We start from the raw sequence: 15254 nt of genomic DNA, 5'->3' as shown, positions 1-15254 counted from the left end.
TAAACTTCCTCATATTTCTTTAAACGCTCTTACCCTAACTTTTTTAGCGACTTTCTACTTATGATCTTATACCTCAAAAAAATTCCTCTCCGATAAATTACTGCCCAGCAGTACTTCTACTACAGAACCTTCCAAGGCTGGAAAAAAGAAATATCCTTGTCCTTGGTCGCATTGTAAGGCTTTGAGTTGGGCTAATTGTTCTACTGTTTCAATGCCTTCGGCAGTGACTGACATATTTAAACTGTGAGCTAATGTAATGATGGCTCGCACAATTTCTAAATTTTCCCCTCGACTACCAATATTACTAATAAAAGAGCGGTCGATTTTAATCGTTCTCAGTGGTAAGCGGTGCAAATAACTTAAGGATGAATAACCTGTGCCGAAATCATCCATGTGTAACTCGATATTCAAGGTAGTTAATTGCGAAAGCATAGCGTTGGCTAATTCAAAGTTATCCATCAGTAAGCTTTCGGTAATTTCCAACTTCAAACTACTGGGTTCTAAACCTGTATTGTGCAGAACTTGTTGCACTTGTTTGACAATATCCGGCTGCATAACTTGTTTACCAGAAAAATTGACGCTAATTGTCAAGGGTAAACAAGCAGGAAATTGTTGATGCCATACTTGCAATTGGCGACAAGCTTCATAAAGCACCCATTGACCGATAGAAGCAATCATTCCGGTTTCTTCTGCTAAGGGAATAAATTCTTCTGGAGAAATAATACCTCTTTCGGGATGATGCCATCTAATTAAGGCTTCAAAACCAATAATTTTACCTGTAACTAGAGAAACAATCGGCTGATAGTGCAGGCGAAATTCTTCTTGCTGAATCAGTGCATGACGCATCGCAGTTTCTAACTGTAATAGCAGAGATGCAGTTTCGTGCATGGTGGGATGAAAAATTTCATAACGTGCTTTACCATTAGATTTCGCTGAATACATTGCTACATCAGCATCCCGCAGAATATGTGCAGCTTGCTCATAATTATTTGTACTTAAAGCAATTCCCATACTTGCGTTAGTAAATACTTTATGTTCATTTAATTGAAAAGGTAAAGCGAGTAAATTTTGAATGCGTTCGGCGACTTGGATTGCACCGTTGATCCCATCGATTTCTTCCAGTAAAATTGTGAACTCATCACCACCAAACCGCGCCACCATATCGCCTGCGCGTAAAATTGACTGGAGTCGATGGGAAATGGCAATTAACAGTTGATTGCCGAGTAAATGTCCTAAACTATCATTAATTACCTTAAAGCGGTCTAAATCTAAGAATAGTACAGCAAATACATAATCTCTTTGTTGTTTGCTGCGTTCTAGAGCCAGTTTAACTCGCTCCATAAATAAAGATTGGTTGGGTAATCCGGTGAGGGCATCATGTAAACTGTTGTGCAGCAATAGTTCTTGGGCTCGTTGTCGTTCGAGAATATCTTGTTGCAGCTGTTGATTTAGTCTCATCAGTTCAATGGTACGTTCTGCGACTAACTGTTCCAGTTGACAACGGTATTGTTTGAGTTCTTCTTCGGCTAGTTTGCGTTGAGTAATATCACGCAGAATGACAACATATTGTCGTAATGACAAGTTAGAAGGCTGGGAAACAGTAGATTCTACAATGTATGAACCATGCTTGGTGGTGAGAGTTTGTTCACTCCGCATAGACCATTGTTCTGGTTTACCATGATGGTTGATTAGGAAAAGATTTAAACTCTGTCCGATTAATTGCTGGGTACTAATTTGAAATAATTCTTCAGCTGCTAAATTAGTCTGGAGAATTGTACCTTGCTCATCCAAAACTAAAACAACATCGGGAACAGTATTGAGGGTGGTAATAAAGAGATTTTTGGCTTGTTGCCGTGCCTGATCAATGGCTGCAATTTGTGGTAGGGTAGTCCAGCAGGCGATCGCTACCCCCACAAACGAAAGCATAACCAACACAATTGCCAGTAACGAATTGCCTGAGTTGTCATGAAATTCACCTAATAAATCACGCAAAATCCAACTGCCAATAGCGGAAGCACAAATCAGCGATACTAAAACAATTATCTGAAGTACAACAAAATCTGAGTTATTACTAGTGAATTTTTCTGTGTAACGTTCTGTCCACCATTGGGGATGAAATGGTGCAAAATTACAGTTACGCAAACCTGTATCTCCCATCATCAGCACCAGAGGGATAATCATTCCAGCTAATAAATCTTGCCAACTCCAAGCTAACCCACCAACTACTAAAACTACTGCTTCTACCAAAAAAAAACCCAACGACCACCAAGGCCACAAAACTTCTGCTTGATTGCGACATAACCACAAGCCAAAATGTAACCCCATAATTGCTAACAAATAACACGTACCTGCCACTGTCACCAGTTGAGATACACTGCCTAAATTCAAACAAAGCAAACTGAGTAAAAAAGTAATAAAAATAGCTGGCCCCAAAATGCCTTCGCGGGAAACTCCAGTGAACACAGGCGACAACTGACCATCCAAGGCTAATTGGTAGAGAATCCGAGGAGAATTAGTAACGGCTGTAGCACAACTTAGCAGACAAGAAAAAGCAATTAATAGTGTGACTAAAAAAGGGGCAAATGAACCCCAAAAAGGTTGTGATGCAGCTAATAAATTCAAGAATGTATCTTCACCAAGATTAGTATGGGTAACGGTACACATTAATACCCACGAACCACCAAGAAAAACAGGGGGAATTAGCCAAGCTGCTGTGGTTAAAAACTTCAAAGTTTTTTGCGGAGAACGGCTATCGGCAACAAAAGCAGATGTGGTTTCACAAGCATAAACTGAATAACTAGCCAGGAAAAACCACTTTGCCCATTCGGCAAAAGTTATGCTATTTGTACTGGGTGGAAATAAATTAATCCCCTGGGATAAAACTAACCAAAATATACCTTGAGTACAAAACAAAAGTACTAATGAAATTGCCGGAATCACAAAAAATAAGTGCAGTAGTGCGACAGCACGAGTCCCACTAAAGGCGACAATAAAGGGAATTGCTGTGAAGGTAATTTTTAAGAAAGTTTCTGGACAGGAAATGCCTAAAGGCTGAAAATTAACTTTAACTAAGTCTGTGAGGATAATCGCGTATAATGCTGGTGCAGCTGCCCAACTAAAGTAATATGCCAAAGCAACATAGAGACCCAAATGAGGATAGTTCTTGAGTAGCCGAGCCGTATAATTAGGTGTTCCTCCGGTTACATCCAGCCAATGTTTACCTAAACTTTGGATTTGTAAGTTCAAAATACAAGAAACGATCGTTCCAAACAACCACACAAAAATAGCTTTAGATCCCAGTGCTGCATGGATAATCGGTGCAGTGCCAATCCATCCCACATGACCCGTCAGCCCAAAGCCCCAAGTTTCTAGATAACTCAAGGTACGTGGCAGGCGCATTACTAACCGTTGGGTTTTGTCGGCCTGCACAGAACTATTACTGACCATAGTTTTCTAGCTAGATGTACTGACTATCATCCACTGAATAACTGATCTGATTTTTTATGGCTTCCGTGTAACTGCTGAACTTACCTAGAAAATCTTAAGTGTGGAGGTAGGAGTGGGGGTATAAGGGTGTAGGGGTTTAAGGGCAAATTCTGGACAAAAAAGGCAGAATTTATGGTTATTTCCTCCTGTCTAGCCTGATAGCAACGCTTTCGCGAACTTCATTCTGCCTTCTTTAACCAACTCGTTCTACCTCTTCTATTTCTTTGGGAACTCCGGCAGTTAATACTTCATGGCCTGTAGCTGTGACCAGTACATCATCTTCGATGCGAATGCCAATGCCAATCCAACGTGGGTGGGTTTGTGGTTGGTCTTCGGCTAGTTTTGTATCTGGGACGATGTACAGTCCCGGTTCGACTGTGAGGACTTGACCGGGTTGTAAAATCTGCGGTTGGTCGTCACCATGTTGGTAAACGCCAACATCATGCACATCCAAGCCTAACCAATGGCTGGTACGGTGCATATAATATGGTTTGTATTTTTCTTCTTCGATAATTTTGTCAATTTCGCCTTGGAGAATGCCAAGGTCAATTAAGCCTGCGGTGAGGACGCGCACAGCCGTATCGTGAACTGCTTTAAAGGTGTTACCTGGTTGGACTTGAGCGATCGCTTGTTTTTGCGCTTCTAGTACAATCTCATATAATGTCTTTTGTTCTGGCGTAAACTTACCACCCACCGGAAATGTCCGGGTAATATCAGAGTTGTAATAATTGTAGGCACAGCCAGCATCAATTAATAGCAGTTCGCCATACTGCATCTGACGATTATTTTCAATGTAGTGGAGGACGCAAGCATTCACCCCTGAAGCCACAATCGAAGGATAAGCAGGCCCCATTGCACCCCGGTGGCGAAACAGCCATTCGATTTCAGCTTGGATTTCGTATTCATAACGTCCGGGTTTGGTAATTGCCATTGCTTGATTATGTGCTTCAATTGCGATCGCAGCTGCTTGGCGCATCATTTCTAATTCGGATTCTGTTTTAATTAGGCGCATACTATGAAGCACTGTACAGGTATCTTCAATGGCAATTGGCCCTGTACCTCGTTTGGGATAAGTCCGCAGTAAACTTTGATAATGTTCTAAAATTTTTTTCATTAAATTGGCGATCGCGACCCAAGTGATAATAAATGCGATCAGATTTTTCGAGATATTGAGGCAATTTCTCATCTAATTCATTGATGGGATAAGCTGCATCAGCACCATAAATTTCTTTGGCTGCATCCACACCACAGCGATAACCAGACCAAACTTCTTTTTCTCGGTCTTTTGGCTGGACAAATAACACAAAGCGATGTTCGGGATGATTTGGTGCTAACACCGCCACGGCTTGCGCTTCATTAAAGCCTGTTAAGTAGAAAAAATCACTATCTTGACGATAAGCATATTCGACATCGTTGTGCATTACTGCCATTGGCGCACTGCGAAAAATCGCCGTGCCATTGCCAATTTTTGCCATTAATTGCTCCCGACGCTGCCGATATTCTAATTGCATAGTTTTTCAATTTGTCAGTTAAATACTGTGTTATTTTACCTTATCTACTACTGAAGGTTGAGTCAAAAACAAGTACTCAGCAATCTTCATACTGTTCCTAACTTACCTCTCAATAATTCCTGGTTGCAGTTACTTTAACCAATCTTTTCGCATGCTTGAGATATTGTACTCAGAACTTTTTGAGCATTTCATGTTTGTATTGTTTGGTCATTTTAAGTTTTATCTGCTGATAAATAGATGACAAACTTATTTTATATATTTAAAGCTTGACATAAATAAAATACGCTGACAAATTGCATGATTGATTATCTAGGACTTGCAAAAATAAATCAAATGATTTATACAAGAGAACTTGTATAGAAACCTTGATATTTTAATTAGTAAAATGTTTAGTTATAAAACCAGAAAAAGACAATAACTGTTATTAAATTACAGAAATGACTAAGAGCTTTAAGTTAAAACTTTGAGGACAACCAGTGATCAGAACGCACTATGTCTTCAACTTCAAAATCATCAGCATTACAAGTAACAGCATTTTCTGACTCTTTGAAAAAATCCAGTGAATTGTTAGACGTTCTCGACAATACTCAAGGAATTGGCAAAACTTTTTTAGGTAGTAGTTCAGCTTCAATATTAGAAACAAGCTCTTTATCAACCCAGCAAAGTACAACATCAAAAGTAACAGCCAGTGCCAATCCTAACCCCAACCCTTACTTAAAGAGTGCCGCGATCGCACCTGATTTTAACGGTGATGGTAAAGTCGATAAACTCTGGGTTAATGCTCAAACAGGTGAGATTGTGATTCGCCTCATGGATGGTGGACAAATTCTCTCCCAAGGTTCTATGGGTAAGTTTGATATCAACGCTTGGACTTACAGAATTGCTGATTTTAATAATGATGGCAAAACCGACTTTCTGTTGCGGAATAAGCAAACAGGTGAAAATAGAGTTGCCCTCATAGATGGTACTAAAAGTGGCTAGTACTGCCGCTTTAGAGAAAGTCGATGCTAACTGGAATCCTTTAATTGGTGATTTCAATGGCGATCGTAAAACCGATATCTTCTGGAATAATGCTCAAACTGGCCAAAATGCCCTTTGGACAATGGATGGCACAAAAGTTTCTAGTGCCAATGTTCTAGAAACCACAGCAGCTGGTTTAACTCCAACTGTTGTTGATTTTGACGGTAACGGTAGAAGTGATATCTTCTGGCGCAATGCCAATACTGGCGCTAACAGTGCTTGGTTCCTGAATGGCGCACAAGTCAGTAAGTTTAACCTGCAATCTCAATCTTCAGCTTTAACTCCCATCCTGGGTGATTTCAACGGCGACTTAAAGACTGATATTCTGTGGCGTAACAGTTCCAGTGGTCAAAACAAAATTTGGACGATGAACGGTATCGTCGTTACCGAAGCCGCAGCTAAGACCCTTGATTCTTCTTGGCAAGCTAACATTGGTGATTTTGACGGCGACGGCAAAACCGATATCTTCTGGCACAATCAAAAAACTGGTGAAAACACCGCTTGGTTAATGAATGGTACATCAGTTAAATCTGAAGCCTTCCTCCCCAGCAACAGCCCATCCTTGACACCATCCTTTGGCGATTTCAATGGCGATGGTAAAACAGATGTCTACTGGCGTGATCAAGCTTCCGGTGCAGACAAGATTTGGACAATGAATGGCACACAAGCTACAGAATCTACTGTCGCTACTAAAGATAGACTTGGTGCTGCTTGGTATACCGGCTAAAAATTGGTGATTTCGGGTGCGATTCTGACCACAGAAGGTAATGGTTATAATCAAAATTCAGAATCATTCATGAATCAGCACTCTACTAGATAGAAATTTTCATAGTACTGATTCTCCAACTCTGATCAAGTCTGGATTTTGAATTCTTAACCTTCTGTTATGGCAGTATGCTCTGACTTTGAGCATACTGCTTATTTAAAATTAGACGGATTGTAGCAGCGTCCTGTATAAGCGAGGTTAATCACTTTCTCACTCTAGCTTCTGTTCATCACACTAAGATAGGCTTTCTTTCCTACTCCCTACTCCCCACTCCTATCTACACAAGTAGATTCAGGCATCAAACCAGATTTTTATATATCTCAAGATAGAGTTAATAAATTATCTCTAAGTGGGAATACTAACTTTAACCAACATCATTGGTTAAGCACATTGTGAGGTTTATACCCATGTCAGAAATTAACATCGGTGATTATTTAGCTCACCCTTTGGTGAGATATCGCAATCATTTAGAATTCAATGGCTATCATGTTGATGAAGAAGATGAATTACTGTTATGTCGTCACCCAAGAAAGCATGGTTTAATAGTTAAAAATGTACCAAATCGAGGCGTATTAATTAGAATTCTTTATTCTTGTAATCTGAATGTATATAGACATAATCTTTTAGAATACGTAAATGAACTGAATTTATTATTTATGTTTATGAAAGCATATATTGATAATTCAGGCAGTAATTTATATATGGAAACCTTTTGTGAGGGTGAATATGATAGAACTAATTTTTCAATTGTCTTAGACAATATTGAATATGACATGGAAATGTTTATCAATCATCATCAAACTAGAGAATGTTTATTATAAAATAAAAATTAAATAGAGATTTTTGGTGGGTTATGCCCACCATTATTTTTTTATTAGAGGTTATTTCTAGCAGTTCTATTTGATATAAGAAGATACGAGACAAGGCAGACAAGGGAGATAGGTTTATAAATCATTTAGGATTGCTACATATAAAGTCAGTGATGGTCTTTTTTCATCACTGATTCATACTATTTAACGAAAAAAATGATCCAAATTCATGGGTTTTTTATTCTTTTCCCTTGCACTATGCCCTCTGTTACCCTGCGATCTATTTGTATCAGACTTAAAGTGAAACGGTATCAGCACCGAATTTAGTCGAGGTGTTGATTCTGACTCCTGAATTATGACTCCTGAATTCTGCAATTGTTAACAAGTATTAAGCAAAAATTGATAGATAATCTGTATAACCCAGTGATGTAAAATCCAGAAGATAGTAAAAGGCGATAACAGAGTCTAAATAGCAATGGCACAGGATCAGAAGTCAACCGTTGTAATCACAGGTGCGTCCTCTGGGGTGGGTTTGTACGCTGCAAAAGCATTTGCTCGCAGAGGATGGCACGTTGTCATGGCCTGCCGAGATTTGGCAAAGGCTGAAAAAGCTGCTCAAGAAGTAGGCATACCCAAGGACAGCTATACCATCATGCACATTGACCTGGGTTCTTTGGATAGTGTGCGCCAGTTTGTCAATAACTTTAGAGTGAGTGGCAAATATTTAGATGCCGTAGTGGCGAACGCGGCAATTTATATGCCATTAATCAAAGAGCCATTACGCAGCCCCGAAGGCTACGAATTAACCATGACCACTAATCACCTTGGTCATTTTCTGCTGTGCAAACTTTTGCTGGAGGATATGAAAAAATCTCCAGCTGCGGATAAGCGAATGGTAATTTTGGGAACTGTTACCCACAATCCAGACGAACTAGGTGGTAAGATTCCACCACGTCCAGACTTGGGTGATTTAGAAGGCTTTGCCGCAGGCTTTAAAGCACCGATTTCGATGATTGACGGTAAGAAATTTGAACCCGTTAAAGCTTACAAAGATAGTAAAGTCTGCAACGTATTAACCATGCGCGAACTGCATCGACGCTATCACGAATCAACTGGTATTACCTTTACCTCTCTCTATCCGGGATGTGTGGCTGAAACACCACTATTCCGCAACCACTATCCTTTATTCCAAAAACTCTTCCCCTTGTTCCAAAAATACATTACTGGGGGATATGTCTCTCAAGATACAGCAGGAGAACGGGTTGCAGCCGTGGTGATTGAGCCAGAATATAAGCAATCTGGTGCTTATTGGAGTTGGGGAAATCGCCAGAAAAAAGATGGTAAGTCTTTTGTGCAGACAGTTTCTCCCCAAGCGCGGGATGATGCTAAAGCTGAACGCCTGTGGGATTTGAGTGAAAAGCTAGTTGGGTTAGCGTAACTGAAGTTACGGTGATGAAGATGGGGTGTAAGGGTGTAGGATATTTACAACCTTACACCTTATAAGTGATGAGACAAGGGGGATGAGGTAGACAAGGGGGACAAGGGAGAAAAAACTGATGGGTTTATACCGTTTCACTTTAAGTTTGATACAAATAGGCCGCAGGGGGGCTGGGGGAAAGAATGAAAAACCCATAAATTTGTATCATTTTTTTCGTGAAATGGTATTAGATAAGAGATTTTCGTCACCCTTTGAAGAAAAACCTCAACCCTTCTAACAACAAATGATAATTCTAATCATGGGAGTGGCTGGTGCTGGTAAAACCACCATTGGTCAAGCATTAGCAGCAGCAACAGGATGGGAATTTTGCGATGCTGACTGGTTTCATTCAACTGCTGCGAAAACCAAAATGAGTCGAGGGGAAGCGTTAACAGATGCCGATCGCCAACCTTGGTTACAATCATTGCAAACTGCGATCGCTCAATGGTTGGCAGCAGAGAAAAACGTGATTTTGGCTTGTTCGGCACTCAAAGCAAGTTATCGTGATCTTCTTTGGGATCATGATCCACGGGTAAAGCTAGTGTATCTTGCTGGTAGTTATGAGTTAATTGCTCAAAGATTGCGCGATCGCCACGGTCATTTTATGAACGCCAATCTTTTACAAAGCCAACTTGATACCTTAGAAGCACCCACACCCAAAGAAGCCGTTTATATTGATATCTCTCAAGATTTAGGTGCGATTTTACAGCAAATCAGAAATAGCCTCAAGATTTAAGCCCCTGTTGCCAGATTTTTTACTTACAGCAGTTTGTATATTCGTGGAATACTGTAGAGACATTACATGTAACGTCTCTACAGAGTTTTGGTTTTTAATAGAAATATTTTGTAATATATATCACACAACTTACTTAAATTAACAATAGGTAAGGTAATACAAAATAAGCATTAAAATTTACATTTTTTTTTGATTGAATGTGTATATCAGTATATTTTAATTTCGTATAAATTGATATAATCTTCGATACCCAATAAAATCAAACGCAGATTATACATATATTTTTATAATTCTGCAACATTGAATTGCCTATTAATTGAACTCTTAAACCAGCTAGAAATCCATCATAGAATTGAGCCTAATTACTACAAAAATCTTATTAATAACTCATGCAGATTTTGATATATTCCTATAACTATCATCCAGAACCAATTGGAATTGCACCTTTAATGACGGAATTAGCAGAGGGACTAGTAAAAAAAAGGTCATGAGGTGCGGGTAATTACAGGAATGCCAAATTATCCACAACGCGAAATTTATCCTGGTTATCAGGGTAAGTGGTACATCACCGAAAAAATTAATGGTGTCACTGTTCAACGCAGTTACTTGCGAATTAAGTCTAAACCTAATCTGCTGGATAGATTACTATTAGAATTAAGTTTTATTTTGACGAGTTTACCACAAGCTTTTAGAGGTAAACGTCCCGATGTGATTTTGCTGACGATACCGCCTTTATTAGTGACATTACCTGCTGCTTTATTAGGAAAAATATACAATTGTCCGGTAGTGTTAAATGTCCAAGATATTCTGCCAGAAGCGGCGGTGCGTGTCGGGTTAATGACGAATAAAAGAATGATTAAATTTTGTGAATTCTTAGAGAAATTCGCTTATCAAAATGCTCAAGCCATCAGCGTCATTGCGGATGGTTTTTTAGAAAATTTAGTGAGTAAAGGCGTTTCTCGCAAAAAAATTATTTGTATTCCCAACTGGGTAAATGTTAATTTTATTCATCCTTTACCACAAAATCAGAATACCTGGAAAATTATCCATCAATTAGAGGGAAAATTTGTGGTGATGTACTCTGGTAACATCGCTTTAACTCAAGGTTTAGAGACAGTAGTGGCGGCGGCGGCTAAGTTGCGTCATCTTCCCGAAATTACCTTTGTGATTGCGGGAGAGGCGATCGCTCTGCGAAGATTACAACAATATTGTTTAGCCTGTGGTGCAGATAATGTTTTACTCTTACCGCTACAGCCACGTGAACAACTCCCGCAAATGTTAGCGGCGGCTGATATTGGCTTAATTGTCCAAAAACGCAACGTCATTTCCTTTAATATGCCTTCTAAAATTCCTTTGCTGTTGGCGAGTGGTCGTCCTATTGTGGGTTCAGTACCAGCCACAGGTACGGCGGCGAAAGCAATTCGAGACAGTGGTGGCGGTGCAATTGTTGAACCAGAATCTCCAGAAGCCTTAGCCGATAAAATTTTAGAGTTGTACCATCAACCACAGTTAAGAGAAACTTTAGGGCAGCAAGGTAGACAATTTGCGGTTGAAAATTATGCTTGTGAACAAGCAATTGCCAGATATGAAGAGTTATTTATCGATGCGATCGCCAAACAGCAATCAACCGTTGATCATGTTTTAAAATTAAATTCTCCAGACTCTCAGATTGATATTCACCAAACTCCAAAATTGCGCGATCGCCGTACGGTAAAAACTGGAAAATAGAAACTAGTAACAAGTGAGATGAAAAATCAAGGCTGTGAGCAAGGGTGTAGGGGTGTATGTATTCAACACCCTTACACCCTTACACCCAATCTCCACAGACAACTTTTGTGCGTAAGTTCTGTTAGGTATACCGCTTTTTTCACAAATCAAATATGAGTCCTATATATATTCAAATTGTTAGTCAAACTCCAGGACGGCTAAGGTTGCGAATTTCTCCTCAAAATCTCGAACAAGCAGAAATTCAGTTAACTGCTAATTACCTCAAAACCTTTTTCCCACAGGTGGAACAATTGAAGGTAAATTCTCAAACAGGCAGTGTGACCTTTTATGCTGATGCAAACGCTGATTTTGCAGAAATTATCGATAAGTTACAGGCTCAAGGCATCATTATTATTGAGACTCCCAAGGCAAAACCCCAGTCTGCAAGTTTTGCCCCCAGCTTATTAGAACTAAATGAGCAAGTTAAAAAAAATTACAAAAGAAAGTGTAGATTTACGAGTTATTATACCTTTTACTGTTGTGGCGATCGCCCTCAAAAGTCTGCTACCCCCCTTAGCGCGATGGAAAACAACCACTTTGTATTTGCTGTTGTGGTATGGCTTAGAAAGTTTGGTGAAACTTAGCGATAACGAAAAACCACCGACTGATACAACAGAGGATGGGGAATAGGGGAGAGGTTATATCGTGTCCGGTAAAAGACTTATCATATAGACCGCAGGGGGCAGGAGCAGGGAGCAGGGGGAAGAAGAGTTTTGTTTTTCTGCACAGATGTGCTGAATCATCACTGATTTGCCAGACATGATATTACAGGTTTATAGCGAGGATTTAAAACTAATTCTTCAGAAATTGAGGATAATACTGTTGTATCTGCATCAAAATGCGTCTACTCACACCTGCTCATGGATGAACAGCGCCTACAAGCTTATTATCAGCTTATTGAAAGCCTAATCAGTTGCCCTAGCGGAGAAGAACCAGAGATATTAGCCGCAAATACAGAATTGCTAGATGCAGGCTTTGTGCAGGTTGTAAAATTAGCGGCAGAGCATTTTGCAGAACAGGGAAATGATAACACCGCTAATTGGCTGAGAAACTTAGCCGCACATCTCACCCCAGAAACACCCACCATCACGGAAGCAGATATAGAGATTTACCTGCGATTTATCTTAGAAGTATTGCGAACCACAGCAGAAAGCAACGGTGATCCTCAAGTAATTTACCCGTTGCTGGCAGCTAACACCGATAAACTCAACCCGATTTTTGCAGAATTATTGCGGCGTTGGGCAACCAATACCCTAGTGGATGCAGAACCAAATACAGCAACATCCATCGGCGCATACATTGGTAACTTTAGTAGTAGTATTCGGCAATTTCCCTTGGGTAGCAAAGCCAACCATATAGAAATTGCTATTACTGGTTACGAAATCATCCAAACTGTTTACACCCGCACTGCCTTTCCCCAACAATGGGCAACAACGCAAAATAATTTAGCGACTGCTTACTCTGAAAGAATCTTGGGAGAGAAAGCCGAGAATATTGAATTGGCGATCGCATCTTATACTGCGGCACTGGAAGTAAGAACCCGCACTGCCTTTCCCCAAGATTGGGCAGGTACGCAAAATAATTTGGCGGTTGCTTACCGTAACAGAATATTGGGAGAGAAAGCCGAGAATATTGAATTGGCGATCGCATCTTATACAGCGGCACTGGAAGTAAGAACCCGCACCGCCTTTCCCCAAGAGAATGCTCAGACTTTATTAAATCTGGGCATTTTATACCAAAACCAAAAACAATTTGACTCTGCTTACAATAGGTTTAACCAAGCCATAGAAACAGTCGAAACTTTGCGAAGTGAAATTAAATCTGGCGAAGAAGCCAAGCGCAAACAAGCCGAAGAATGGAATCAGCTTTATCGCCGGATGATAGAAGTTTGCCTAGCATTAAACAAAAACACCGAAGCCATAGAATATATCGAACGCAGCAAAACCCGTAACTTAGTTGAACTGTTAACCAAAGCCGATTCCAAAACTACAGAAACTCTACCTTTAGTTAATAACAGCATCAAATTCCCAGAAATTCAAAACTTGTTAGACAATCAAACCGCAATTATCCAGTGGTATATCTTCACTGATTGTTTTCGCGCCTTCATCATCACCCGTGACAAATTAACAATCTGGCAATCTGAGGAAAAAGATTTAGGTAAACTCCTAGACTGGCTCAAAAATTACCTCTTCCTTTACCTCGCCGATAAACCAAAGTGGCGTTCTGAATTAACAGCACAACTCAGCCAACTCACGCAAATCCTCCACCTAAATCAAATAATTTCTCTCGTTCCCCCACATTGCCAAAAATTAATTCTTATTCCCCATCGTTATTTACACCTCTTACCTTTCCACGCTATCCCCTTATCTGCTAACAACACCACAACACCCGAATATTTATTTGATAAATTTCTTGGTGGCGTGAGTTATGCACCAAGTTGTCAATTATTGCGGTTTACTCAACGCAAGGCTCAAAATTTAGATAACTCACAGTTAAATCAACTTAGTCATCTTTTAGCAATTCAAAACCCAAGCAATGATTTAATCTTCACCGATATCGAAGTTGAAACCATCGCCACCGACTTTCAACCCCACCAAATCCTCAAACATCACCAAGCCACCAAAACAGCATTAGCAACACAACCAGTTAATCAAAACCTCAATAATTCTCAATGGCTGCACTTTTCTTGCCACGGTTATTTTAATTTTGATTCACCCTTAAAATCAGGTTTAAAGTTAGCCGATGCAGTTGTTTCTCAAACTCCAGCTAATAGCAACTCATCCCGCCACCTCCGAGTTGATGACGAAACAAACTTAGATTTAGATAAATGCCTCACCTTAGAAGATATCTTTCAAATCAAATTAAATAACTGCCGTTTAGTTTGTCTTTCCGCTTGTGAAACTGGCTTAATAGACATTAAAAATAACAGCGATGAATATATCGGTTTAGCCAGTGGTTTTATTAGTGCTGGTGCAGCCAATATTATCAGCACTTTATGGGCTGTCAGCGATTTTCACACAGCTTTATTAATGATTAAATTTTATGAAAACTTACCTAAATATCAATATAATATGCCGTTAGTTTTAAATCATACCCAGCAATGGTTACGCCAAGCAACTCAATCACAAATAATTGCTTGGCTGCAAAATTTAGCTAATATGCAAGTTACGCAAAAACAGTTAATTATTAAATTTTTAGAGGAACAATATAAACCAAAACATCAGCCATTTAAAAAACCAGAATTTTGGGCAGCTTTTTGTGCAATTTCTCCTGTTTTTTGATTCCCCCCTTAATCCTAGGGGTAATTCATGTTCTACAGAGAAAAATAAGAATCTTATTTCTGGGTAGGCTACTTACCGTGACAAAATAACTGAGGAACGAAAATATCAAGTGCCTAAAATTTTCTCTCACCACAAAGAATCAGCCCTAGGATTAAGGGGGGTAATAATGCGATTAAAATCACAGCTAATACCATTTCACGAAAAATTTGATACAGATGCAAACCCTAAAAGCTTTGCTGTATCTAAGTTTTTTAATTGCGAATTGCGAATTGTGAATTGGTATAACCACTTTTCAAACAACCTCTAAAGCAAGCTACAAAATTAGCGATCGCATTTGTAATTTTTGCGATCGCTAATTTTTAGAAGCACTATTCTAAAGTATGGCAGAAGATTTCAAAAGC

General features: G+C 39.6%; 6 protein-coding genes and 3 pseudogenes. 7 read left to right on the top strand and 2 right to left on the bottom strand.

Annotation, left to right across the window (positions count from 1 at the left end; genetic code table 11):
* Positions 1–66 precede the first annotated feature (66 nt).
* The gene (locus ACX27_RS06100) at positions 67–3447 is read right to left on the bottom strand and encodes an EAL domain-containing protein (RefSeq protein WP_062289731.1); all 3381 of its coding nucleotides are present in this window, start codon (positions 3445–3447) and stop codon (positions 67–69) included.
* A 232-nt stretch (positions 3448–3679) separates the two neighbouring features.
* Positions 3680–4997, bottom strand: a pseudogene (locus ACX27_RS06095) (aminopeptidase P N-terminal domain-containing protein).
* Positions 4998–5489: 492 nt separating this feature from the next.
* On the opposite strand from ACX27_RS06095, the pseudogene ACX27_RS06090 reads away from it, so the two are divergent.
* The 7 genes and pseudogenes from ACX27_RS06090 (at position 5490) to ACX27_RS06060 (ending at position 14853) form a co-directional block, all read left to right on the top strand.
* Positions 5490–6744 (top strand): annotated as a pseudogene (locus ACX27_RS06090) (FG-GAP repeat domain-containing protein).
* A 446-nt stretch (positions 6745–7190) separates the two neighbouring features.
* Complete coding sequence (locus ACX27_RS06085; RefSeq protein ID WP_062289728.1) at positions 7191–7604, top strand: hypothetical protein; 414 nt, start codon at positions 7191–7193, stop codon at positions 7602–7604.
* 463 nt (positions 7605–8067) lie between these two features.
* The gene (locus ACX27_RS06080) at positions 8068–9030 is read left to right on the top strand and encodes a protochlorophyllide reductase (RefSeq protein WP_062289726.1); all 963 of its coding nucleotides are present in this window, start codon (positions 8068–8070) and stop codon (positions 9028–9030) included.
* Between the two features lie 283 nt (positions 9031–9313).
* A complete protein-coding gene (locus ACX27_RS06075; RefSeq protein WP_200929916.1) occupies positions 9314–9805 on the top strand; it encodes a gluconokinase in 492 nt (163 codons plus the stop codon).
* A gap of 389 nt (positions 9806–10194) precedes the next feature.
* A pseudogene (locus tag ACX27_RS06070) lies at positions 10195–11533 on the top strand (glycosyltransferase family 4 protein).
* A gap of 152 nt (positions 11534–11685) precedes the next feature.
* Complete coding sequence (locus tag ACX27_RS06065; RefSeq protein ID WP_235526524.1) at positions 11686–12156, top strand: hypothetical protein; 471 nt, start codon at positions 11686–11688, stop codon at positions 12154–12156.
* 276 nt (positions 12157–12432) lie between these two features.
* Positions 12433–14853: a CHAT domain-containing protein gene (locus ACX27_RS06060; RefSeq protein ID WP_062289720.1), complete on the top strand. Its 2421-nt coding sequence runs from the start codon at positions 12433–12435 to the stop codon at positions 14851–14853.
* The last annotated feature ends 401 nt before the right edge of the window (positions 14854–15254 follow it).

The organism is Nostoc piscinale CENA21, from assembly GCF_001298445.1.
In the GTDB taxonomy this organism is placed as follows: domain Bacteria; phylum Cyanobacteriota; class Cyanobacteriia; order Cyanobacteriales; family Nostocaceae; genus Nostoc_B; species Nostoc_B piscinale_A.
The sequence above is the reverse complement of the archived record's forward strand: the minus strand, read 5'-3'. Positions and strand labels throughout refer to the sequence as shown.

Coding starts and splice junctions, on each gene's coding strand:
- ACX27_RS06060 (WP_062289720.1), top strand. CDS start 12,433: ATGGATGAACAGCGCCTACAAGCTTATTATCAGCTTATTGAAAGCCTA.
- ACX27_RS06100 (WP_062289731.1), bottom strand. CDS start 3,447: ATGGTCAGTAATAGTTCTGTGCAGGCCGACAAAACCCAACGGTTAGTA.
- ACX27_RS06085 (WP_062289728.1), top strand. CDS start 7,191: ATGTCAGAAATTAACATCGGTGATTATTTAGCTCACCCTTTGGTGAGA.
- ACX27_RS06075 (WP_200929916.1), top strand. CDS start 9,314: ATGATAATTCTAATCATGGGAGTGGCTGGTGCTGGTAAAACCACCATT.
- ACX27_RS06065 (WP_235526524.1), top strand. CDS start 11,686: ATGAGTCCTATATATATTCAAATTGTTAGTCAAACTCCAGGACGGCTA.
- ACX27_RS06080 (WP_062289726.1), top strand. CDS start 8,068: ATGGCACAGGATCAGAAGTCAACCGTTGTAATCACAGGTGCGTCCTCT.